Genomic DNA, 21,238 nt, shown 5'->3' with positions numbered 1-21,238 from the left:
GTGCAAGCCTTTCGACCTGCGCGATCCGGCTTCAAACGCATGCTCTGGCTGGGCTGTGGCGCTGTGGCGCTGCTGGCTTGCTGGCAAGGCGCCAGGTGGGCAATGCTGCTGCCGGGCGCGCGTGCGGCAGCAGCCGAAGCTGCGCTGGCGGAAGTGCTGGCCGAACCCAGCGCCCTGCGCTGCAGCGACAGCAACGCCAAGGGCGCCGGCCTGCAGGCCGACTACTTTGCCGGTGACGCCTTGAACGGCGAGCCACTGCTGTCTCGCCTGGAACCCACGGTCGAATTCGAGCTTGCAACAGATTGGCCCGCCGCGGTGGCCCGGCCCCGCTCGGCCCGCTGGCAAGGATGGATCAAGGCGCCGCTCAAGGGCCTCTACCATTTCCATGCCTTGCCCGGCAGCACCGTCATCGTCGCTGGCCAATGGATGATGGGCGGCCAGGCAGTGCCGGACGCCGCGATCGAGCTTCAGCCTGGCCGTTTCTACCCGATTGAAATGCGGGCTGACTTGTCCACCAATGTCAGTGCGAGGCTCGAATGGACAGCGCCGCACGGGCTGCGCTATGTCGTGCCACGGGCGCTGCTGTTTCCGCCAAGTCCAAAGGTGGCGGGCGCATGAGACAGCCCGTGTCGACGACCTGTGCCATGCGTGCCGAGCGCCGGGCTGCCAGTGATTCACCGCACGCTCACGCTGCCGCGCTTCCACGTCGGATCCTGCCAGCGCTGGAACATCGCCAGCAGTTGCGGCGAACTGGCTGACTTGTCCAGGTCCAGGGCGCCCAGCTTGGTCACCTCGAAGCGGCGGGTGCTGCGGCCTTCGACGCGGGCTTCGCGGGCGACCAGCAGGCGGGGTTCGCCTTCGGGGACAAAGCCTGCAGCTTCGATGTAGCCGACGTCACTGCCGAGTGGATTGCCGGCGGCGGGCGGCAGCACGTCCAGGGTCCAGCCGCCATTGGCTTCTGCGCTGCGGCGCATCAGCCAGAGTTCGCGCCAGCCGGGCAGGGGTTGCACGGCGACGGTGAAGGCGGTGGCGTCGCGGTTGGCGCTGGGCGAGGCCATCCAGGCGACACCCCAGGTGCAGCGGCGCATCAGCGGTTTGGCGGCGTCGTGTTGGGTGTCGACCAGCAGTACGCAGGTTTCTCCGGCTTGGCCGGGCGTGCTGACGAGGCGAGGGCGGTTGCCTGTTCCGCTGGGTGCGGCGCTGGCGACATTGGGTTCGGCGGCCCAGCGGGACGCGCCAACGCGGATCGCGGCTTCCTGGTAGTCGAGTTGGTCGTCGTCGCTCAGCTCGGTCTTGACGACGCCAGCGAGCGCGTCCAGCGCGCGTTGGCCTGCTGCCTGCGAAGCTTCGCCGCGGCGGGCTTGCTGGAAGGCCAGCGTAGCCCACACGCCGGCGCTGCGCATGCGCAGGCGGTTGCGGGTCTGCTCGGGCAGGGCGGTCCAGTCCGCGGGCGTGAGGCGGTTCAGCACGTCGCCGCGCCAGCGGTCCAGCGCTTCGCGGGCGGTGGCGGTGAGCGCGGGGTCGATGCAGTCTTCGCGGGTGAGCGACAGCGCGGCGCGGGCGCGCTGGGCGGGCGTGGCGCCTGGCATGGCCAGCACGCGGCGGAAGGCTTCGCCGTCGTAGCAGAGCTGCACCTGGCCGTCTTGCTCGAAACTGGCGATCTTCACGCCGTAGCTGGCCACGCCTTCGAGGTGGGCTGCGAGCTTGTTGTCGGTGGTGTTTGCGGCGTTGCGAGCCGAGGCGCGGCGCGCCAGGCGCTCGGCCAGCGTGCCCAGTGCGTCGAAGGGTTCGGCCGTGAGCTGCTTGGCCGGCACGGCTTGCAGGTAGGCCGCGGCATAGGCCACGCCCAGCGCCTCGGCGGCGGGCGTGTCGCGCACGAAGCGCAGCACGGCCAGCAGCTCAGGCGCATCGGCCTCTGTGGTGCCGATGCGGCGCACGCTGCTGGCGCGCACGTAGCCGGCGCGCTCGCGGCGGTGGTCATACACCTGCAGGTAGTCCAGCTTCTCGCCGCGCACTTCCAGCAGGTCGCCCTGCCAGAGCTGGGCCTGCTGCAGCGCGCTGTCTTTCGGGCCGGCGCGCAGCGAGGTGTTGTCCAGCGAGACGATGGCCAGCGGTGCGCCAGCTTCGGCTGACGGCAGCGGCGCCGCGTCCGCCTGGGCCGGCGACATGGCCGCGGCGATCAGCAGCGCTGCGCTGGCCAGGGCGCCGGCGAGCGTGCCCAGCGTGACTGCGGACAGGCACAGCTTGCGGTTCATTGCGCTTCCCCAGCTTCTTGCGGCTGCTGCGGCGCGACGGCCGCAGTGCGCTGCATGCCGCCCACCAGCGCGCTGCCGATGAAGTCGCCATTGGCCGGTGGCGGCGCGATGATGACCTGGATCTTGTCGCTCAGCTTGTCGGCCAGGGTCTTCTGGATCAGCAGCGGGTGGCGGGTGATGAGCGCGCCTTCCTTGGCCATTTGCTCGGCATTGGCCTGGCCCACCTTCTGCAGGCGGTAGACCTCGGCATCGGCCAGCTTCTGGCGCGAATCGGCCTCGCCCTGGCTTTCGATGCGGCGGGCCTGGGCATTCGCTTCCGCGCCCTTGATGCGGGTTTGCTTGTCAGCCTCAGCTTCCAGCGAGCGCTGCTCGATCTGCTTCTGCTTGAACGGCAGCACGTGTTTCATCGCCTCTTCCTGGGCCTGTGCGGCGATCAGGGTTTCGCGGGCGCTGGCCTCGGCGTTTTTCTCGCGGCGCACCTTTTGCGCCTCGGCTTCCAGCGCGGTCTGCTGCACTTCCTTTTCCTTCAGCTGCAGCGTGTACTGCATCTTCTCGGTGGCGAGTTCCTCGGCCAGCAGGCGGTCCATGCCGGCGCGGTAGTCGGGTGGCAGGTCGACCTTGCCCATCTGCACGCTGCGCAACAGGATGCCGTCGGCCGCTAGGCGCGGGCGCAGCTCGGCTTCGATCTGCTGCTGGATCTCGGCGCGGCGGCTGGAGAAGATCTCGCGCACGGTGTAGCGGGTGAAGACCTTGAAGATCACGCCTTGCACGGCGGGCTGCACCACGTCCTTGCCGAGGTCCGCCGGCAGGTCGCGGCTCATCGCAGCCACGCGGGCCGGGTCCAATGCGTAGCGCACCGAGAGGTCCACACCCAGCGACAGGCCTTCGACCGACTGGAACGGCGCGGCGCCGTTGGCCGTGGCGCTGTCCGCCGGGCGATAGACCTGGTCGCGCAGCGGGTAGCGGTGCAGCTCGTGCAGGCCGGGAATGAGGAACACGGTGCCGGCACTGGCGGCGGTGGCACCGCCGGTCAGCACATTGGTGCGCACTGCGAGTTCGCCGAGCGCGACCGTCTGCACCGGCGGATGCTTCACCAGTGCGTAGCCCGCCAGCCCTGCGCCGGCCAACAGCAGCAGGCCGGTGCGGGCCGCGAAGACGCGGCCGGCGCCGGCCGAGGTGACGCGGGCCAGGCCGCGGCCGGTGCGCGACAAGGCGCTGCGCACAGCCTGGGCCAGGGAGGAGAGGCGGGGGTTCATGTGGGGCTCCGTTCAAATGGTGTGGAAGTCATTCTTCGGAAATGGCCCGGAAGGCGACAGCGGTGGCGCGGGGCGTCTTTGCTCGGCGGCGTGAGCCTGGTTTCCGGCCGCGGAAGAAACCTTCACGTGGCTGGCCAGGGCGGCCCCGGATAATCCGCGGCCAGCAGGAGGAACCAGCGCAATGGCCAGTGCAGCAAACCCGCCCCGGGTGGCGGTGATCGAGGACGACCAGCCCACCAGCCAGCAGCTGCGCGGCTGGATCGAAGCGGCGCGGCCAGGCATCGTGGTGGACCAGTGGTTCAACCGCGACGACGCCGAGGCGGCGCTGGCCCGCGAGCGTTATGACCTGGTGGTGCTGGACATCGAGCTGGGCCGCGAGCGCAATGCCGGCGTGGCCATCATCAACGCGATCAACAAGCAGCACGCAGGCACGCCGGTGCTGGTGGTGTCGGCCATGCCGGCTGCCATCTACCGCAGCATCATGAAGGCGCTGGACGCCTGGGACTACCTGCAGAAGACGACCTTCGAGGAGGCCGACTTCATCGACACCTTCCTGGACATCCTGCGGGCCACCCGCGACCGCGCGCAGGCCGCCCCCGTGCCGCAGCCCGCGCCCGCGCAGGAGCTGCAGCTGGACCCGCTGCGCCAGGGCAGCGCCATCTGGCGCGGCCAGCGCATCAACCTGCCGCTCACCGCGCAGCGCATCCTGGCCGCACTGGTGGCGCGCCAGGGCGAAGTGGTCAGCTACGAAGACCTCTACCTGGTGGTGAAGAGCGGGCGCAACCGCGACAACATCCGCAAGCACGTCAGCACCATCCGCGATGCCTTCCGCGAGATCGACCCGGCCTTCGACGCGATTGCCAACATCCCCATGCGTGGCTTTCGCTGGGGCGGCTGAGCATGGCGTTCGGCCTGCGCTTTCCCGGCGCTGAAATCCTCAGCCTGCCGGGCCGCATCCGCATTCCGCTGCGGCTGCGGGTCTTCTTCCGCGGTGCCTTCCTGCTGCTTGCGCTGGCCACGCTGGCGCTGGCGCTGGGCGTCTTGCAGGACGAAAAACAGCGCGGCTGGCGCGCCTACCAGGACGGCCTGGCCAAGACGCAGGCGCAGATCGTCGCCCGGCTGCGCCACCCCGCCGGCCAGCTGGCCTTGCTGAACCCGGGCAGCCGCGGTGGCAGCGCCGGTGCTGCGCTGCGCCCGCTGGTGCTGCCGTTTGCTTCGATCGACTTCGACGACCGCGTGAAGGCGCAGCAGGCGGTGGAAATGGCCGGCTGCCAGGTGCAGTACGGCGACGGCGCCAAGCTCTGCCTGGCCGTGGGCAACAGTGCGATGGCCGGGGCCTTCCTCTACGCCGTGGGCAGCTTCGGCAGCGAGGGCCCGTTGATCGCCCGCCGGCTCGGTTCGGCCGACCTGGCGCAGGCGCATCGGCTCAAGATCAGCGTGACGCTGCGCGGCCAGACTACGCAATGGCTGGCGCCGCTGGAAGCCGGCGCCGAAGGGGGCCCCGCCACGCGCGGCCGGCTGGCCGGTTTTGCCGAGGACCCGCAAGGCCTGCTCGGCACGCGGCCGGTGCGGGACTTTCGCGGGTGGTGGTGGCAGGACGCCCGCTGCCTGGGCGAGGGCGAGCAGCCGGCAGTGGCGGACACAGCCGGCTGTCGCCACCTGTCCTTCTTCTCGGTGCGCCTGCCGGTGGAGCTGTTCCGCGAGGAGCTGATGGCGCAGCGCGAGCGCCTGGCCTGGCCGCCGCCGGACCTGGACCGGGTGCAGGTGCGCGTGCAGGCGCTGGCCGGTGGCAGCGATCAGCCGCTGTTCGACTCCGACCAGCCTGACGCCACGCCACCGTTCTCGCTGGCCGACCTGGCGCCGGTGCTGCTGCCCGGCGAGACGCTGCGCATCCGCAAGGCCGGCGCGCCTGCCGGTGCCGAGATTGCCACGCTTACCGGCAGCGTGGACAAGAGCCAGCCCACCTCGCCGCTGCTGGACCGGCTGATCCGCCAGCTCCCGGTGGAAGGCTACGACCGGCCGATCCAGATCGACGACAGCATCGCCACGCCGCTGGGCCGCTACGAGCTTCAGCTCAGCGGCGACCTGCGGGGCGTGAACCGCGCGCTCAGCCTGGTGGCGGCGCGCGTGGCCGGTTACGTTGGTGCGATGCTGGCCGCCATCGTGCTGACCTGGGCCGCGATCGAGCTGGCGATGATGCGGCGCATCACCTTGCTGACCAAGCGCGCCGCGGCCGTCTCGCAAGGGTTGCGGGAAGGGGAGCTGGTGCTGGACGTGTCCGGCCTGCGCGGCAGCGACGAGCTGGGCCTGCTGGCCGGCACGCTGGCCGAGCTGATGCAGCGGGTCAACGATGCCGTGCGGCGCGAGCACATCCGCGCCCAGCAGGAGAAGGACCAGTGGCATGCGGTGGGCCACGAGATCATGTCGCCGCTGCAGTCGCTGATGGTGCTGCACCCGAAGGCGGACGACGCCAGCCACCGCTACATCCAGCGCATGCAGCAGGCGGTGCGTGTGTTGTACGGCCAGGCCAGCCCCAGCGAGGCCTTCGAGGCCACCACGCTGGGGCTGGACGCCATGGACCTGGATGCCTTTCTGGCCGAGGTGGCGGCCAATGCGCCGCACGCGGGTGTCGAGCAAGTTGTCTACACGCCGCTGGGCCAGCCCGTGCCGGTGCAGGCAGATGCCTACGCGCTGGAAGACGCGGTGACCCACATCCTCAGCAATGCGCAGCGCTATCGCCCGCCCGGTACGCCCATCCGCTTGACGCTGGCGCTGGATGGCGACGCGGCTGAGCTGCGCATCCACAACGACGGCCCGCCCATTGCGACTGAACAACTCGAACGCATCTTCGAATACGGCGTGTCCAGCCAGCACGAAGGTTCAGGCGACCGGCCGGACCAGCGCGGCCAGGGGCTGTTCGTTGTGCGCACCTACCTGGCCAAGATGGGTGGCACGGTGAGGGCGCAGAACGACATTGGCGCACCTGGCGAGGCGGGCGGCGTCAGCTTCGTGTTGCGGCTGGCCAGGGCCAAGCTGCATTGAACAGGCGCGGTCCGGTCTTCATACGGCGCTGACGCTGTCAGCCTGTGATTGTGCTGCCGCATCCAGCACCGGGGGCGCGGTGACGATGGAGCGCAGCGCCGGCACCACCGGGCCCAGCCGCGCGGGGTCGGGGCGCGTGCGGTTCAGCAGCGGGTTGCCAGCGCAGGCGCTTTCCAGTGCCTGGGCGGCGGCCAGTGTGAAGCGGTCGCCTCGGAACGGGCCCACCAGTTGCAGGCCGAAGGGCATGCCTTGCGCATCGCTGCCGCAGGGCAGGCTCAGGGCGGGATGGGTGGTCAGCGTGGTCACGTAGGTCAGCGCCAGCCAGCGGTAGTAGTTGGCCTGCGGGCGGCCCTGCACCGTTGCGGCATGCGGCTGGGTCCAGGGGAAGGGCGAGACGGGCGTGACGGGAGAGAGCACCAGGTCCACCTCTTCATAGACCTGCTGGAAGCGCTTGAGTAGCCGGGTCTGTTCGCTTTGGGCCCAGGCTAGGTCCAGCAGGCTCATGCGGGCGCCCATCTCGTAGTTGCTGCGCGGGTTGGGGCCGAGGTTGGCGGGGTCGCGTTCATAGGCTTCGCGCATGCCGGCCACGAAGGCCTCGGCGCGCAGCACGTCGAAGCAGCGGTGGGCGTCGCCCATGGCATGTTTGCCGCCGAAGTCCAGCTCGGTGCAGGACTTGAACAACGGCGCCAGGGCCGCGACCTTGGCGCGGAAGCTGGCGCGGATGTCTTCGTCCACATCGCACAGGCCGAAGTCTTCGGTGAAGCCCACCCGGAGCCGGCCCAGGTCCACGTCCGGCAGGCGCAGGAACTCGGCTGCGTCGACCTCGTAGCTCAGCGGGTCCACCGCGGCCATGCCGGCGGTTGCGGCCAGTTGCAGGCAGGCATCCGCCACGCTGCGGCCCATGGGTCCCACCACCGAGATGGGCGACCAGCCCAGCGGCCGGCGCGCGCTGGGCACCAGGCCGGGCGAGGGCCGGAAGCCCACCACGCCGCACTTGGCGGCCGGAATGCGCAGCGAGCCGCCGGTGTCCGAGCCGGTGCAGATCGGCAGCAGGTCCAGCGCCAGTGCGCAGGCCGAACCGCCGGACGACCCACCGGCATTCAGGCGCGGGTCGAAGGGGTTGCCGGTCGCGCCCCAGACGGGGTTGAAGCTGTTGGCGCCGGCGCCCATCTCCGGCACGTTGGTCTTGCCGGCGACGATGGCGCCCGCCGCACGCAGGCGGGCCACCAGCAGGTTGTCGGCCGCCGGCACATGGGCGCGGTACAGCGGCGAGCCATGGGTGGTCAGCAGACCGGCCGTTTCCTCCAGGTCCTTCACACCCAGCGGCAGGCCGTGCAGCAGGCCCAGCGGCTCGCCGCGCATGACGGCGGCCTCGGCCTGGCGCGCTTCGGCGCGGGCGCGGTCGAAGCAGGTGGCCGTGATCGCGTTGACAAAAGGATTGAGCGCTTCGATGCGGGCAATGCAGGCATCCAGCAGTTCAACCGGAGAAAGCTGCCTGGCGCCGATGCGGCGGCGCATTTCCACGGCAGACAGCGCCAGCAACTCGGCCTGCGGCGAGGACGGGGAGGAGGTGGACATGGGCCTGTGTTCTTTCCTTCTTTTATTCAATCCGGATGTTCGCGCGAGTGGCGGTGGCCCGCATCACCGGCAGGTCCGCCTCGATGATGCGCTCTACCTTGGCGCCCGGCACGAAGCCGGCCTCGAAGCCCACGCTCGCCATTTGCGCCTTCACTTCGGGCAGACCGGCCAGTTCGGCCAGCGCCTTCTCCAGCCTGGCCCGCACGGCGGGTGGCAGGCCGCGGGGCGCTGCGACCGACAGCCAGGTGTCGGCATCGATGGCATAGCCCTGCTCCTGGAAGCTGGGCACATTGGGCAGCAGGGCCGAGCGCTTGGCCATGGTCACGCCAATGGCCTTGACCTTGCCTGCCTTGAGCTGCGGCAGTGCAGCCGCCACCGTGTCTACCGAGAACTGCACCTGGCCGGCGATCAGGTCGATCATGGCCGGCGAGCTGCCCTTGTAGGGCACATGCAGCATCTGGGTGTCGGTGGCGCGCTGCAGCAGCTCGCCAGTGAAGTGCGAGGTGGTGCCGTTGCCGAACGAGGCCCAGGCGAACTTGCCGGGCGCTGGGTGCACCAGGGCGACGAAGCTCTTGGGCGAGTCGGCCTTGACCTGCGGGTTGGCCAGCAGGATCAGCCCGGTGCGGCCGACGATGCCCAGTTGCTCGAAGCTCTTGAGCGGGTCATAGCCCAGTTTGGGGTTGATGGCCGGATTGGCGGTGTAGGTGGTGCCGGAACTGATCAACAAGGTGTAGCCGTCGGCCGGCGCCTTGGCCACGTAGCTGGCGCCAATGGCCGTGCCGGCGCCGGCGCGGTTTTCCACCACGATGCTCTGCCCGAGCTTGTCCCCCAGGCCCTTGGCCACCAGGCGGGCCAGCACGTCGGTGGCACCACCCGGCGGGAAGGGCACGACCAATTGAAGCGGCTTGCTCGGATACACGTCCGCCGCCAGCGCGGAAATCGCGGGCAGGTTCAGGCCGGCAAGGGCAAGGCCAGCCAGCAGGGCGCGGCGGGCAATGGACGAGGGCAGCAATGCGGAAGAGTTCATGTCGAGGCGCTCAAGTGGTTGGAGATCAGGGATGCGGGGAGGGCAGGCTTTGTCGCAGGGCGGGGTCATCGGCCGGCTCGCGAGCCAGCTCGGCCGCGCGGTAGCGGAAGTAGGCGAGTTCAGGCTCGGGCACCGCCTGGCCGCCGGTGGTCCAGGCGACGTGGGTGGCGACTGCCAGTTGCGGCGCCTGCAGGCCGCGGCGTGCCAGCCAGGCTTGCCCGGCTTCGCTGTGCAGCAGCCGCGCCGGGCCAGCGAGGCCGGCTGCGGCTGAAGGCTCCAGGCGCAGGTCCTCGCTCACGGCGGCGTGGTGCAGCAGGCGGTAGAGGTCGTCGTCCGTCACCGTGTAGGCGCCCGCCAGGCCAGGCCCGGCCAGCGCGCCGGCCAGTTCCGAGGCCCGCGCCACTGCCAGCCCATCGGCCTCGGTCCGGTTGCTCAGGCCGATGTCGTAGACCGAGGGTGGCTGCGGGTTGGCCGCCAGCGCAGCCAGCGGCGGCAGCGCAGCCCGTGCGCCCGCATGGTTCACCAGCAACTGCAGCAGGAAGCAGGGCGACTGCACCGGCTCGGCAAAGAAGCAGTGCACATGTGCCCCGAAACGCTGGCGCAATGCCCAGGCCACGCCGCCTGGTGCACCGCCCACGCCGCAGGGCAGGTAGACGAGGAGCGGATGCGCCGCGTCCACCGTCCGGCCGGCGCTTTCCAGCTGGGCCGCCAGGCGCTCGGCGGCGACGGCATAGCCCATGAACAGCGAGCTCGAATGTTCGTCGTCGACAAAATGGCCCTGCGGGTCGGCCTGCACCGCGCGCCGCCCCGCGGCCACCGCTTCGGCGTAGTCGCCTTCATGCTCCACCACCTGCACGCCACGCTGGCGCAGGCGTGCCTTCTTCCATTCCTTGGCATCGGCCGACATGTGCACCGTGGCCTTGAAGCCCAGTGCAGCGGCCATCACGCCAATGGCCAGGCCCAGGTTGCCGGTAGAGCCCACGGCCACCTGGTGCGCGGCAAACAGCGCGCGGGCCGCCGGCGAGGCCAGCACGCGGTAGTCCGCCAGATCCAGATCCTGCTGCGGCAGCAGGCCATGGCGCAGTGCCAGCGCCTCTGCATGTTCCAGCACCTCGTGGATGCCGCCACGCGCCTTGATGGAGCCAGCCACCGGCAGCGCGTGGTCGGCCTTCACGAACAGCGTGCCCGCCTCGGCAGGCAGGCCCAGCGCGGCCTGCAGCGCCGGCACCGCCAGCAGCGGGGATTCGATCAGCCCGCCGCTGGCCCCCAAGGCCTCGGGAAACAGCTGCGCCAGCAGCGGCGCGAAGCGGTTCAGCCGGACCGATGCCGCCTGCATGGCGGCCAGGGACTCCTGCATGGCGCTAATGCCGGACTCGCCCAGCGGCGCGCTGTCAGGCGTGGCTGGGGGGGTTGCGTCCTGTGCCCAGAGCAGGGGGCGTGCGGCTTGCAATGTTGCCCAGTCCAGACCGGTTTGCCAGGGAAGCAGGGCGCTGGATGGGGAAATGGCGGAAGAGGCGGGTGCAATTGACATGCCTCATGCTCGCCTGGACAGGTGCTCCCACGCAAGCCACTTATACTTGGCCATCCATTAGTAATAGCAATGGCAGCATGGGTCCAACGCTGAATCCGTCCTTGTTATCCTGGTTGCGGTGCTTCGATGCTGCAGCACGGTGCGAAAGCTTCACCCATGCTGCCTCAGTCTTGTGCATCACCCAGGGCGCGGTGAGTCAGCAGGTCAAACAGCTGGAGCAGTGGCTGCAGCGGCCGCTGTTCTTGCGCAGCCCGCGCACCCTGCTTTTGACGCCCGAGGGGCTGCGCCTGGCGACTGTGCTGCGCGAGTCCTTCGACGCGCTGGAGGCGGCCCTGCTGCAATTGCGCAAACCCGAGCCCGGCGCGGCACTGGCGCTGAGCTGTTCGCCTTCGTTCGCCATGGGCTGGCTCACGCCCCGCCTGGGCGACTTCTTCCGCCAGCATGCGGCGCTGGACCTGCGGGTGATCAGCGAGTTCCAGGGGCTGGATCGCCAGCGCATGGCGCAGCTGGGCCTGGCTGCAGCCGTGCGCTACGACCCGGGCTCGGCCTACGGCGACCTGCAGGCCACCGCCTTCCTGGACGAGTGGCTGCTGCCGGTCGCCAGCCCGGCCTGGCTGGCGGCGCGCCCGGAAGTCCGCCACGCGGCGGACCTGCGCGCCGAGCATCTGCTGCACGACGATCAACCCTGGGACGGGGCCGGCCCGCATGAGGAATGGCAGGGTTGGCTGAGCGCGGCAGGTCTCGCCCTGGACCGGCTGCAGAGCGGCCGTCACTTCAACCTCTCCCAGCTGGCCGTGGGCGCTGCGCTGGCCGGGCAGGGCGTGGCCATGGGGCGGGCGGCACTGGTGCTGGAGGATCTGGCCACTGGCCGCCTGGTTGCCCCTTTCGGCACGCCTGCAGGACCTGCGTTGCGCTCACCGGCGAGTTACCAGTTCGTCATGAGTGGCGAGCCATTGCCTGGCGTGGACCTGGTGCTGGCCTGGTTGAGCGCCCAGGCGAAAAGCTTTGTGCGCCAGCGCGACGCCTTGCTGGCCGGGCTGGCGAACCGCGCGGCTTGACTCGCGGCAGCCGGCGGCGAGCCGCGGCGCGGACCCGGCGATCCGGACGCCTTTCTCGCCGAGGTGGCCGCCAACGCGCCGCATGCCGGCGTCGAGCGTGCCCGGCTACAGTTCGGCATGTTTCGCACGCGTCTTTCCTTGGCATTCGCGGCGCTGGTGGCGCTGGTGTTTGTGCAGGCCGGCTTTGTCTATTGGGGCGCGAACCGCGTCAATGACTACGCCCAGCACAGCCGGCTGGCCAGCGACATCCTCTCGGAACTGCTGGAGCTTTCGGCCAACAAGCAGCGCCTGCGCGTCTGGGCTTCGCAGCGCCTGATGAATGCGGAGGCTTCGGTGGAGGTGCGTGACCAACTCGTGACCCGCATCCAGTCCAGCGCCGGCAAGCTCAAAGGCCTGGCGCGACGCGACCATGCCTTGTGGATCGAATTCTCGGCCCGGGAGGGCACCCCCATCCCGCCGGATGTGCCCAAGCTGGTGGCCGTGACCGATTTGCTGGACCAGAACATCACCGCGGTGCAGTCGCGCCTGATGCGCCTGACGCCGATGGACCACGGCGCCGAGTTCGCGGCGGTGTGGCACGAGCTCAACGAGGTGTTCGACATGGCGGGCGGACGGGATCTGCGCGAGCTGGTCAACGGCGCAATCGAACGCCAGCGGGTGGTCGTTCCGGAGGCCCGCGCCGCCACCGAGCGCGGGCTGGATGCCTTGCGCCGGCAGGCCATTGGCATGGCGGTGACGATGCTGGCGGTGGCGGCTGCACTGGCCCTGCACCTGAACCGGCGCCTGAAGCAGCCGCTGGATCAGTTGCTGATCGGTACCCAGGCGTTGCAGGCTGGCGAGCTGGGCCATCGCATGGCGATCGGTTCGAGAGATGAATTCGAGCGGGTGGCCGAGAGCTTCAACCAGATGGCGGCCGAGCTGCAGCAGCATCGCAAGGCGGCCGACGAGGCGCGTCACCGGCTGGAGGCCGCCGTGCAGGACCGCACCGCGGAGCTGCGCGTCGCGCATGACGCCTTGCAGCGCGTGGACCAGCGGCGGCGCCAGTTGTTTGCCGATCTCGGGCACGAGCTGCGCACGCCCGCAACGGCAATCCGCGGCGAGGCCGAGATCGCCCTGCGCGGCCAGGACAAGCCGGTGGAGGAATACAAGCAGTCACTGGCCCGCATCGTGGGCGGCGTGGGTCAGCTGACCGGCGTGATCGACGACTTGATGCTGATCGCCAGGGCCGAGGTGGACCAGCTGGTGATGCAGCCGCATGAGCTGGACCTGCTGGTCTTGCTCGGCGAGGTGGCCGAGCAGGCCGAAGCCCTGGGCCAGCCGCAGGGCGTGCGGGTGCTGCTGGAGCCAGGCGCTGCGCCGCAGGGCCGGCTGCCCACCGAGCTGCCGGTGCATGCGGATGCGGAGCGGCTGCGCCGGGCGGTGATGATCGTGCTGGACAACGCGGTGCGCTATTCGCGCCCCGGTGGCGCAGTGAGGCTGGGATGGCAGGTGTCGCCGCGGGAAGTGATGCTGCTGGTGAGCGACGAGGGCATTGGCATTGATGCCGACGAGCTGCCGCTGGTGTTCGAGCGCTTCACGCGCGGTCGCCGCGCGCGGGCGTACCGGGCAGACGGCACTGGCATCGGCCTGTCGATCGCCCAGACCATCATTGCCGCCCACCAGGGCAGCATCCACATCGACAGCCGGGTTGACCACGGCACCCAGGTTCGCATGGTGCTCCCGCTGTTACCGCGGGCCCTGCAGGCGCTGTCCGAGGGCTTGTCGGCATGAACATCCTGGTGGTGGAAGACGACGCGCGGGTGGGCGACTTCCTGCTGCGCGGCTTGCGTGCCGAGGGCTATGCCGTGCAGCTGGCCCGCACCGGCCCGGAGGGCCTGGCGCTGGCCCGCGCCGATGACAGAGCCTTGCTGATCCTGGACCTGATGCTGCCGGGCATGAGCGGAATCGAGGTTTGCCAGACGCTGCGGGCCGAAGGCTTTCAGGTCCCGGTGCTGATGCTCAGCGCGATGAACCAGACCGAGGACAAGGTGAACGGCTTGCGCCTGGGCGCGGACGACTACCTGACCAAGCCCTTCGCCTTTGAGGAGTTGCTGGCCCGCATCGAGGCCCTGCTGCGCCGGGGCCGGCAGCAGCGACCGCGCGCCGCCACGCTGCAGGTGGCCGATCTGCAGCTGGACCGAGAGCGCATGCACGTCAGCCGGGCCGGCCGGACTGTGGTGCTGACCGCCAAGGAGCTGGCATTTCTGGAGCTGCTGATGAGCGCGCCCGGCCGGGTCTACAGCCGCGAGCGCATCCTGGCCAATGTCTGGGGCACCAATGAGGATCCGCTGACCAACGTGGTGGACGTGTACGTGCGGCGCCTGCGCAGCAAGATCGACGAAGGCCACACGCTGACCCTGCTCAAGACGGTGCGGGGCTTTGGCTACAAGCTGGACGCCGAGCCCAGCTGAGAAGCTCGCGCGAGGGAACGGCGCGCAGTTCACCTGCCGTTCATCTTCGCGTCAGTGCCCGTTCATGGCGCCTCGTGGCTGCTGTTCATCCAGCGCCCGAAGAATGAGTTCCTGTGACGCAAGGCCCTCGGGCGGGGCGTCACTTCATTCAACTCATTGCTTCGAGCACGTCACGACATGAAATTCTCGACACTCTCCCCCTTGTTCGCGGCTGCCAGCCTGGCGCTGGGCTTGTCCACACCTGCGCTGGCGCAGGACGACGCCGGCACGAGCGCCATCTGCCAGGCGACCAGCGAACAGCAGGTGGCGGCCCTGTTTGATCGCTGGAACGCCTCGCTGCGCACGCTGGATCCGGACAAGGTGGTGGCCAACTATGCCCCCGACGGTGTGTTGCTGCCCACCGTCTCCAATGAGCCGCGGACCAGCCCTGCAGAGATTCGCGACTATTTCGTCAAGTTCCTGAAATCGGAACCACAGGGCACGATTGACAGGCGCCTCATCAGGATCGGCTGCAACGTGGCGCAGGACGTCGGCACCTACACCTTCCAGTTCAAGGACGGCCAGACGGTGAAGGCGCGCTACACCTACGTCTATGAATGGGAGAACGGCCAGTGGCTGATCGCCCACCATCATTCGTCTGCCATGCCGGAGCCTGTGGCCGGCGCCAAATGAGCCACGTGCCAGGCAAGGCCAGGCCTGCCGATTGCCCCTGAACAATGCGACCGCAGCCTGCGAAGGTTCGTGTTGCTGCAGCAAAGGAGCTTCCGCGATGAAACACCTCAGTCATGCCCAGTGGATGGGCGCAGTCAAAGTGCTGCTGGCCGTGGGCCTGGCAGCCGCGGCCATAGACGCCTTGGCGCTGGACCGCGGTACCGGCCCGCTGGGCCAGCCTTTCGTGATGGGTGGCATTGGCCAGGACGAGCAAGGCCAGATCGAGCACGAACGCGCCGGCTTCACGCTCAAGGTGCTGACGGCGGCGCCTTCCGGCGAATTCCTTGCCGACGTGCGCACCCGCATCGTCGGCCCCAGCGACCAGGTCTTCTTCGACCGCAAGCTCAGCGGCCCGGTGCTGCTGATCAACCTGCCACCCGGTCACTACCAGGTGCAGACCGCATTCAAAGGCAAGCAGGAAGCCAAGCCGGTTGACCTGCGCGCCGGCCAGCAAGCCTCGCTGGATTTCCGCTTCAATCCGGAGTGAGGCAGTTCACCCCTTGAAACCGCCGTCCGCGAGGAAGGCGGTTTCCTCTGGTGTGGACACGCGCCCCAGCACCGCATTGCGGTGCGGAAAGCGCCCGAAGCGGGCAATGATGTCGCGGTGCTTCACCGCGGCTCGCTGGGTGTTCTCATCCACCCCGGCGCACAGCGCCACGCAGCGCTGCTGGTCCGCCAAGTGCTCCGAGTGCATGAACGGCATGTAGAAAAACGGCCGCAGCAACTCTTCCACCTGCCGGTCAAACCCCTTCGCGATGGCCTGGTCGGCCGTCTCCCGCGCCAGCGCATCCGTCTCGAACGCGCGCGGCTTGTCGCGAAAGGCATTGCGTGGAAACTGGTCCAGCAACAACACCAGCGCCAAGGCCCCTTCGGCCGTCAATGACCAGCCGATCAGGTAACCCCGCAAGGCCGCTTCATGCGCTGGCAGGAAGCGTTGCTTGAACTCGGCATCAAACGACGTGCTCTTGGCAAACCAGCGCTTGGGCCCGGCGGTCCGCCAGAACTCGACCACTTGGCTGGGCTGGTGGGAGGTTGGCAAAGTGGCTGGGAGGCTGATCTCAGGGCCGGTCATGCTGGGCAATCCGATCGGGATGGAGGAACAGAGACTTGCGTGCTGGCAATCGCAGTGCCAGCACTCTGATAGGCCCGGCCCGCCCTTCGCCTTGGCATGCCGCGGCGTTAGCCCGCGCGGCAGTCATTTGAACGGAGTGAGAAAGAAATGACGATGGCCAGCGAGCACACCGGCGGACTTTGCGAGCGTTGCGGACACGCTTCGAACAGGCTCGCGACATGAGTGCAGGACGCTGTTCTGGTGTCTCGTCCCTGATCCTGGGCGGCTCGGCGCTGCTGATGTTGCGCCGTGTGGCTTGGCGCAAAAGCGGGCGGTTGCGAGGTTGAAGCTCAGCCTGCGCGCCCCTGAATAGCCAAAGCCATCAGGCCGCGCCCCAAGGATTCAGGAAAGCCACTTTCGCGTGTTCGAACTCCGAGACATCGCGTGTCACGACCGTCAGCCCGTACCGGGCAGCGGTAGCGGCGATGATGAGATCGGGCTGGGAGAATGTGTGCCCAGCCTTGCGACCTTCGTCCACCAGAAGGCGCCATGTGAGCATCACGTCTTCCGAGATGGGCAGGGTGCGGCGCTCGAACATGGGCCGCACCTTGTGCGTCAGCCAGGTGGACAACTCCGCGCGGCGGCTGGCGTCCGTGACCAGCTCGATGCCGAAACGGATTTCGGCCAGCGTCACCGTGCTGATGTGGAGCGATTCCAAAGGCTGGGCCGCGACAAAGGCAACGACCTGTGGATTGGGGCGGGGCTTGCGCAACTCGGAGATGACGTTGGTGTCCAGCAGGTAGCTGGTCACAGCGCCACGTCCCGCACCGGCATGGGCGCACGCTGCACTTCGAGTTCGATGTCGCGATGGGGCGAGGCCTGGATGGCTTCGATCAGGTCGCGCCCGGTCCGGTCGCCTTGAAGGCGGCGGAAGTCTTCGGCGGTGATGACAACCACCTCATCCCGACCATGCACAGTGACATGCTGAGGCCCGTCACTGTGCACGCGCCGCACCAGTTCGCTGAAGCGTGCCTTCGCGTCTTGCAGGACCCAGTGCCCTGGCAGCTCAGGCCTGTCGGATCTCGTCTTTTCCATCGCGCACCTCGCTTTCTAGTCAGGTTGACCAGAATAACAGGGTACTTTCTGGACTTCCAGAACGGGGTCGATCAACCTCCGCCCTGAATCGCCTCGATTTGCTCGGTCAGCTCCAGCCAGCGTTCTTCGCCCATCGCGATCTCGGCCTGGGCGTGGCTGAGTTGGCGGCCGAGGTCGGCGATCTTGGGGCCGGCGAGGCCGGGTTGGGCGAGTTGGGTTTCGAGCGAAGTCTTTTCGGCGTTGAGCTTTTCAAGTTTCTTGTCGAGACCGGCCAGCTCGTTGCGCATTGGGCGAGTCTGGTCGGCCAGCTTGGCGCGGTTTTGGGCGGCGTTCTTGCGGTCGTCGCGGCTGGCGGGGGCCGGCGCGGCAGCGGGCTTGGGGGCTGATTTGGCGACGGGCGCAGGCGCCACCGGCGCAGGTGCGGTGGCCTTTTCTGCTGCCTTTTCGCCTGCCTTTTCGGCTTTCGCGGCCTTGCCGCTGAGCGAGCGCTGGGCTTCGCGGCTGCGTTCGAGCAGCCAGCGCTGGTAGTCGTCCAGGTCGCCATCGAAGGGCTTGACGACGCCGTCGGCCACCATCCAGAACTCGTCGCAGACCTCGCGCAGCAGCGCGCGGTCGTGGCTGACCAGCATCACCGTGCCTTCGAACTCGTTGAGGGCCATCGAGAGCGCTTCGCGGGTCTGCAGGTCCAGGTGGTTGGTCGGTTCGTCCAGCAGCAGCAGGTTGGGGCGCTGCCAGACCAGCGTGCCCAGCACCAGGCGCGCCTTCTCGCCGCCGGAGAGCGTGCCGACCTGCTGGTGCACCATTTCGCCGACGAAACGGAACTGGCCGAGGAAGTCGCGCAGCTCCTGCTCGCGGGCGTTGATGCCCAGGGTCTTGGCGGTGCGCACCATGTGCTGCAGCGGCGTGTCGTCGCTGTGCAGCAAGTCCATTTCCTGCTGCGCGAAGTAGCCGATGGCCAGACCCTTGCCCTCGACCATGGTGCCGGCCAGGGCCGGGTGCGCGTGGGCAATCGTCTTGACCACGGTGGACTTGCCCTGGCCGTTGGCGCCCAGCACGCCAATGCGCTGGCCGGCCAGCACGGTGCGGTTGATGCCGTGCACGATGGCCTTGTTCGAGCCGTCTTCGTTGGCGCCGATGTAGCCGCAGACCACGTCGTTCATGGCGAGCATGGGATCGGGCAGCGACAAGGGTTCGCGGAACTCGAAGCTGAAGTCCGCGGCGGTGAGCACCGGCGCCAGCTTTTCCATGCGCTCCAGTGCCTTCACGCGGCTCTGGGCCTGCTTGGCCTTGCTGGCCTTGGCCTTGAAACGGTCGATGAACTTCTGCAGGTGGGCCACGCGCTCCTGCTGCTTGCCGTACGCGGCGGCCTGCTGCTCCATGCGCTCGGCGCGCATTTCCTCGAAGCGGGTGTAGTTGCCGCCATAGCGCGTGAGCTTGGCGTCTTCCAGGTGCAGCGTGACGGTGGTGATCGCGTCCAGGAACTCGCGGTCATGGCTGATCATCAGCAGCGTGCCGGTGTAGCGCTTGAGCCAGCCTTCCAGCCAGACCAGGGCGTCCAGGTCCAGGTGGTTGGTGGGCTCGTCCAGCAGCATCAGGTCGCTCGGACACATCAGTGCGCGCGCCAACTGCAGGCGCATGCGCCAGCCGCCGGAGAAGCTGTTGACCGGCGCTTCGAGCTGGTCGACGCGGAAGCCCAGGCCCATCAGCAAGGTGTGGGCGCGGGCGCGGGCGTCGAAAGCGCTGGCTTCTTCCAGCTTCAGGTAGGCGTGGGCCATGGCCTCGCCGTCGTCTGCCGCCAGCGCAGCGGCCAGTTCGGCCTCGGCTTCCATCAGCGGGATGTCGCCCTGCATCACGAAGTCGGTGGCGGCATCTTCGGTTTCGGGCATGTGCTGGGCGACCTCGCCCTTGCGCCAGCGCGCGGGGATGTCGAAGTCGCCGGCATCGGCGCCCAGGCGATTGGCCAGCAGCGCGAACAGGCTGGACTTGCCGGCACCGTTGCGGCCGACCAGGCCGATCTTCTCGCCGGGGTTGAGGGTGACGGTGGCGCTGTCGAGCACCACCTTGACGCCGCGGCGCAGCGTCACATTGCGAAGAGTGATCATGTTCGGGGAAGGGGAACAGCAGGCGAGGAGGGCTGCATCAGCAGGGCCTCGCGGGTCAGGAGCAGCACATCGTCGTCGCCGGCACTGGTGCTGAGCCAGATGGGCGCGAGCTGCGGGAAAGCGGCCTCGAAGTGCGGCTTTTCATGGCCGATCTCCAGCACCAGCAGGCCTTGGTCGCTGAGGTGGGCGGGCGCGTCGCGCAGCAGGCTGCGGATGAAGTCCATGCCGTCGCTGCCGCCGGCCAGCGCGAGCGTGGGCTCGGCCAGGTATTCGGGCGGCAGTTCGGCCATCGATTGGCTGTTCACATAGGGCGGGTTGCAGAGGATGAGGTCGAACACGCGGCCACCGGTGGCAGCCAGGCCGTCGCCCTGGACCAGCAAGATGCGGTCCTGCAGGTGATGGCGTTCGACGTTGACGCGGGCCACGGCCAGCGCATCGGCGGAAAGGTCGGCGCCGACGACCTCGACCTCGGGCCAGGCCATGGCCGCCAGCACGGCCAGGCTGCCGTTGCCGGTGCACAGGTCCAGCACCTGGCGTGTCTTGTCGGTGAGCCAGGGGTCGATGCTGGCGTCGGCCAGGCATTCGGCGATCAGGGAGCGCGGCACGATGACACGCTCGTCCACCGTGAACGGCACGCCCTGCAGCCAGGCTTCGCCGGTGAGATAGGCGGCAGGCTTGCGGGTTTCGATGCGCTGCTCGATCAGCGCCATGGCCTTGGCCACGTCGGGCTCGGGCACCGTCACGTCGCCGCTGGCGTCGTCGCTGTCCAGCGGCAAATGCAGCGACCACAGCACCAGCCAGGCGGCCTCGTCGTGTGCGTTGGTCGTGCCGTGCCCAAATGAAACGCCCGCCTCGGTCAGGCGGGCGGCTGCAGCGGTGATCAGGTCGGCAAGCGTCATGTGAGCAGCAGTTCCAGCGTGCGGCGGTAGATGTTCTTCAGCGGTTCGATGGCGTCCACGCGCACGTGTTCGTCGACCTTGTGGATGGTGGCGTTCACCGGGCCGAACTCGACCACCTGCTCGCAGGCCTTGGCGATGAAGCGGCCGTCGGACGTGCCGCCGGTGGTGGACAGCGTGGCGGCCACGCCGGTCTCGGCCTGGATGGCCTGCACCAGCGCGCCGACCAGGCTGCCGACGGGCGTCAGGAAAGGCTCGCCGCCCAGGGTCCAGTCGATGCGCCACTGCAGCTCGTGGCGGTCCAGCACCTGGGCCACGCGGGCCTTCAGGCTTTCGGGCGTGGAGGCGGTGGAGAAACGGAAGTTGAAGTCCAGCACGGCTTCACCCGGGATGACGTTGGTCGCACCGGTGCCTGCGTGCAGGTTCGAGGCCTGCCAGGTGGTCGGCGGGAAGTATTCGTTGCCTTCGTCCCAGTGCATGGCTGCCAGCTCGGCCAGCGCAGGGGCCAGCAGGTGGATGGGGTTGCGCGCCAGCTGGGGGTAGGCGACGTGGCCTTGCACGCCGGTGATCGTGAGCTTGCCCGAGAGCGAGCCGCGGCGGCCGTTCTTGATCATGTCGCCCAGCGTGTCGACCGAGGTCGGCTCGCCGACGATGCAGCAGTCCAACGCCTCGCCGCGGGCCTTCAGTGCCTCGATGACCTTGGCGGTGCCGTCCACCGACGGGCCTTCCTCGTCGCTGGTCAGCAGGAAGGCGATGCGGCCGGCGTGGCCAGGCTGGGCCTTCACGAATTCCTCGGCGGCGACCACCATCGCGGCGACCGAGGTCTTCATGTCGGCCGCGCCGCGGCCATAGAGCTTGCCGTCGCGGTAGCTGGGTACGAACGGGTCGCTGTTCCAGCGGTTCAGTGGGCCGGCGGGCACCACGTCGGTGTGGCCGGCGAAGACCATGGTCGGGCCTGGGCGGCTGCCGGTGTGCACGGCCCAGAGGTTGTCGACGCGGAAGTCGTCCGGGCCAAACGGCATCTGCTCGCAGCTGAAGCCGGCGGCCGCCAGCCGCTGGGCGATCACGCCCTGGCAGCCGAAGTCGGCCGGCGTCACGGACGGGCGGGCGATCAGGTCTTCAAGCAGGTGCAGGGTGGCGGACATGGGCAACAACAGGGCAGGGCCGAAAAGGACCGCAGGCCACC

Annotated in this window: 19 protein-coding genes; 8 read left to right on the top strand and 11 right to left on the bottom strand. The window is 68.9% G+C overall.

All coding sequences use genetic code 11. From position 1 onward, the window contains the following. Positions 1 to 39 precede the first annotated feature (39 nt). Positions 40 to 618 carry a PA14 domain-containing protein gene (locus tag AC3WR5_RS00275; protein ID WP_492480956.1) on the top strand — a complete coding sequence of 193 codons (579 nt, stop codon included), beginning with the start codon at positions 40 to 42 and terminating at the stop codon, positions 616 to 618. A gap of 56 nt (positions 619 to 674) precedes the next feature. Here AC3WR5_RS00275 and AC3WR5_RS00270 read toward each other — a convergent pair whose 3' ends face one another. Further along, the gene (locus tag AC3WR5_RS00270; protein WP_492482563.1) at positions 675 to 2,168 is read right to left on the bottom strand and encodes a hypothetical protein; all 1,494 of its coding nucleotides are present in this window, start codon (positions 2,166 to 2,168) and stop codon (positions 675 to 677) included. Positions 2,169 to 2,251: 83 nt separating this feature from the next. After that, the gene (locus tag AC3WR5_RS00265; RefSeq protein WP_492480954.1) at positions 2,252 to 3,511 is read right to left on the bottom strand and encodes an SPFH domain-containing protein; all 1,260 of its coding nucleotides are present in this window, start codon (positions 3,509 to 3,511) and stop codon (positions 2,252 to 2,254) included. A 181-nt stretch (positions 3,512 to 3,692) separates the two neighbouring features. Between AC3WR5_RS00265 and AC3WR5_RS00260 the strand changes: the two genes are divergently transcribed. Together AC3WR5_RS00260 and AC3WR5_RS00255 are read left to right on the top strand one after the other, a co-directional pair. Further along, positions 3,693 to 4,409 carry a response regulator transcription factor gene (locus tag AC3WR5_RS00260; protein ID WP_141291918.1) on the top strand — a complete coding sequence of 239 codons (717 nt, stop codon included), beginning with the start codon at positions 3,693 to 3,695 and terminating at the stop codon, positions 4,407 to 4,409. Between the two features lie 2 nt (positions 4,410 to 4,411). Continuing rightward, positions 4,412 to 6,553, top strand: coding sequence for a sensor histidine kinase (locus tag AC3WR5_RS00255; RefSeq protein WP_492480952.1), 2,142 nt, complete (start codon positions 4,412 to 4,414; stop codon positions 6,551 to 6,553). Positions 6,554 to 6,571: 18 nt separating this feature from the next. Here AC3WR5_RS00255 and AC3WR5_RS00250 read toward each other — a convergent pair whose 3' ends face one another. The 3 genes from AC3WR5_RS00250 to dsdA are packed head-to-tail and all read right to left on the bottom strand — an operon-like array spanning position 6,572 to position 10,689. Beyond that, positions 6,572 to 8,131: an amidase gene (locus AC3WR5_RS00250; RefSeq protein ID WP_492480950.1), complete on the bottom strand. Its 1,560-nt coding sequence runs from the start codon at positions 8,129 to 8,131 to the stop codon at positions 6,572 to 6,574. A 22-nt stretch (positions 8,132 to 8,153) separates the two neighbouring features. Continuing rightward, positions 8,154 to 9,158, bottom strand: a complete 1,005-nt coding sequence (locus AC3WR5_RS00245) for a Bug family tripartite tricarboxylate transporter substrate binding protein (protein ID WP_492480948.1) — start codon at positions 9,156 to 9,158, stop codon at positions 8,154 to 8,156. Positions 9,159 to 9,183: 25 nt separating this feature from the next. After that, complete coding sequence (gene dsdA / locus AC3WR5_RS00240; protein ID WP_492480946.1) at positions 9,184 to 10,689, bottom strand: D-serine ammonia-lyase; 1,506 nt, start codon at positions 10,687 to 10,689, stop codon at positions 9,184 to 9,186. 77 nt (positions 10,690 to 10,766) lie between these two features. Between dsdA and AC3WR5_RS00235 the strand changes: the two genes are divergently transcribed. The 5 genes from AC3WR5_RS00235 to AC3WR5_RS00215 all read left to right on the top strand — a co-directional run bounded on the left by AC3WR5_RS00235 (position 10,767) and on the right by AC3WR5_RS00215 (position 15,395). Further along, positions 10,767 to 11,747: a LysR family transcriptional regulator gene (locus tag AC3WR5_RS00235; protein WP_492480944.1), complete on the top strand. Its 981-nt coding sequence runs from the start codon at positions 10,767 to 10,769 to the stop codon at positions 11,745 to 11,747. Positions 11,748 to 11,864: 117 nt separating this feature from the next. Then, positions 11,865 to 13,517: a sensor histidine kinase gene (locus tag AC3WR5_RS00230; RefSeq protein ID WP_492480942.1), complete on the top strand. Its 1,653-nt coding sequence runs from the start codon at positions 11,865 to 11,867 to the stop codon at positions 13,515 to 13,517. Then, the gene (locus tag AC3WR5_RS00225; protein WP_492480940.1) at positions 13,514 to 14,197 is read left to right on the top strand and encodes a response regulator transcription factor; all 684 of its coding nucleotides are present in this window, start codon (positions 13,514 to 13,516) and stop codon (positions 14,195 to 14,197) included. The genes AC3WR5_RS00230 and AC3WR5_RS00225 overlap by 4 nt, the downstream gene beginning before the upstream one ends. Positions 14,198 to 14,374: 177 nt before the next feature. Beyond that, positions 14,375 to 14,869, top strand: a complete 495-nt coding sequence (locus tag AC3WR5_RS00220) for an SgcJ/EcaC family oxidoreductase (protein ID WP_492480938.1) — start codon at positions 14,375 to 14,377, stop codon at positions 14,867 to 14,869. A 97-nt stretch (positions 14,870 to 14,966) separates the two neighbouring features. After that, positions 14,967 to 15,395 (top strand): carboxypeptidase-like regulatory domain-containing protein, encoded by a 429-nt coding sequence (locus tag AC3WR5_RS00215; protein ID WP_492480936.1) that lies wholly within the window; start codon positions 14,967 to 14,969, stop codon positions 15,393 to 15,395. Positions 15,396 to 15,401: 6 nt separating this feature from the next. Here the strand turns inward: AC3WR5_RS00215 and AC3WR5_RS00210 are convergent, their stop codons facing one another. The 6 genes from AC3WR5_RS00210 to dapE form a co-directional block, all read right to left on the bottom strand. Further along, positions 15,402 to 15,980: a DUF924 family protein gene (locus AC3WR5_RS00210; protein ID WP_492480934.1), complete on the bottom strand. Its 579-nt coding sequence runs from the start codon at positions 15,978 to 15,980 to the stop codon at positions 15,402 to 15,404. Between the two features lie 361 nt (positions 15,981 to 16,341). After that, positions 16,342 to 16,770: a type II toxin-antitoxin system VapC family toxin gene (locus AC3WR5_RS00205; protein WP_492480932.1), complete on the bottom strand. Its 429-nt coding sequence runs from the start codon at positions 16,768 to 16,770 to the stop codon at positions 16,342 to 16,344. Next, positions 16,767 to 17,054, bottom strand: a complete 288-nt coding sequence (locus AC3WR5_RS00200) for a type II toxin-antitoxin system Phd/YefM family antitoxin (RefSeq protein ID WP_492480931.1) — start codon at positions 17,052 to 17,054, stop codon at positions 16,767 to 16,769. The genes AC3WR5_RS00205 and AC3WR5_RS00200 overlap by 4 nt, the downstream gene beginning before the upstream one ends. A 71-nt stretch (positions 17,055 to 17,125) precedes the next feature. Then, the gene (locus AC3WR5_RS00195; RefSeq protein ID WP_492480929.1) at positions 17,126 to 19,156 is read right to left on the bottom strand and encodes an ABC-F family ATP-binding cassette domain-containing protein; all 2,031 of its coding nucleotides are present in this window, start codon (positions 19,154 to 19,156) and stop codon (positions 17,126 to 17,128) included. Then, complete coding sequence (gene prmB / locus AC3WR5_RS00190) at positions 19,153 to 20,055, bottom strand: 50S ribosomal protein L3 N(5)-glutamine methyltransferase (RefSeq protein WP_492480927.1); 903 nt, start codon at positions 20,053 to 20,055, stop codon at positions 19,153 to 19,155. Before prmB ends, AC3WR5_RS00195 begins: the two co-directional genes overlap by 4 nt. After that, positions 20,052 to 21,197 (bottom strand): succinyl-diaminopimelate desuccinylase, encoded by a 1,146-nt coding sequence (gene dapE, locus AC3WR5_RS00185; RefSeq protein ID WP_141286823.1) that lies wholly within the window; start codon positions 21,195 to 21,197, stop codon positions 20,052 to 20,054. Before dapE ends, prmB begins: the two co-directional genes overlap by 4 nt. Between the last annotated feature and the right edge of the window lie 41 nt (positions 21,198 to 21,238).

It is taken from the genome of Ideonella sp. FW305-24 (genome assembly GCF_058788035.1).
This window is presented reverse-complemented; position numbering and strand designations above follow the sequence as displayed.

Coding starts and splice junctions, on each gene's coding strand:
- AC3WR5_RS00275 (WP_492480956.1), top strand. CDS start 40: ATGCTCTGGCTGGGCTGTGGCGCTGTGGCGCTGCTGGCTTGCTGGCAA.
- AC3WR5_RS00270 (WP_492482563.1), bottom strand. CDS start 2,168: ATGTCGCCGGCCCAGGCGGACGCGGCGCCGCTGCCGTCAGCCGAAGCT.
- AC3WR5_RS00265 (WP_492480954.1), bottom strand. CDS start 3,511: ATGAACCCCCGCCTCTCCTCCCTGGCCCAGGCTGTGCGCAGCGCCTTG.
- AC3WR5_RS00260 (WP_141291918.1), top strand. CDS start 3,693: ATGGCCAGTGCAGCAAACCCGCCCCGGGTGGCGGTGATCGAGGACGAC.
- AC3WR5_RS00255 (WP_492480952.1), top strand. CDS start 4,412: ATGGCGTTCGGCCTGCGCTTTCCCGGCGCTGAAATCCTCAGCCTGCCG.
- AC3WR5_RS00250 (WP_492480950.1), bottom strand. CDS start 8,131: ATGTCCACCTCCTCCCCGTCCTCGCCGCAGGCCGAGTTGCTGGCGCTG.
- AC3WR5_RS00245 (WP_492480948.1), bottom strand. CDS start 9,158: ATGAACTCTTCCGCATTGCTGCCCTCGTCCATTGCCCGCCGCGCCCTG.
- dsdA (WP_492480946.1), bottom strand. CDS start 10,689: ATGTCAATTGCACCCGCCTCTTCCGCCATTTCCCCATCCAGCGCCCTG.
- AC3WR5_RS00235 (WP_492480944.1), top strand. CDS start 10,767: ATGGGTCCAACGCTGAATCCGTCCTTGTTATCCTGGTTGCGGTGCTTC.
- AC3WR5_RS00230 (WP_492480942.1), top strand. CDS start 11,865: ATGTTTCGCACGCGTCTTTCCTTGGCATTCGCGGCGCTGGTGGCGCTG.
- AC3WR5_RS00225 (WP_492480940.1), top strand. CDS start 13,514: ATGAACATCCTGGTGGTGGAAGACGACGCGCGGGTGGGCGACTTCCTG.
- AC3WR5_RS00220 (WP_492480938.1), top strand. CDS start 14,375: ATGAAATTCTCGACACTCTCCCCCTTGTTCGCGGCTGCCAGCCTGGCG.
- AC3WR5_RS00215 (WP_492480936.1), top strand. CDS start 14,967: ATGAAACACCTCAGTCATGCCCAGTGGATGGGCGCAGTCAAAGTGCTG.
- AC3WR5_RS00210 (WP_492480934.1), bottom strand. CDS start 15,980: ATGACCGGCCCTGAGATCAGCCTCCCAGCCACTTTGCCAACCTCCCAC.
- AC3WR5_RS00200 (WP_492480931.1), bottom strand. CDS start 17,054: ATGGAAAAGACGAGATCCGACAGGCCTGAGCTGCCAGGGCACTGGGTC.
- AC3WR5_RS00195 (WP_492480929.1), bottom strand. CDS start 19,156: ATGATCACTCTTCGCAATGTGACGCTGCGCCGCGGCGTCAAGGTGGTG.
- prmB (WP_492480927.1), bottom strand. CDS start 20,055: ATGACGCTTGCCGACCTGATCACCGCTGCAGCCGCCCGCCTGACCGAG.
- dapE (WP_141286823.1), bottom strand. CDS start 21,197: ATGTCCGCCACCCTGCACCTGCTTGAAGACCTGATCGCCCGCCCGTCC.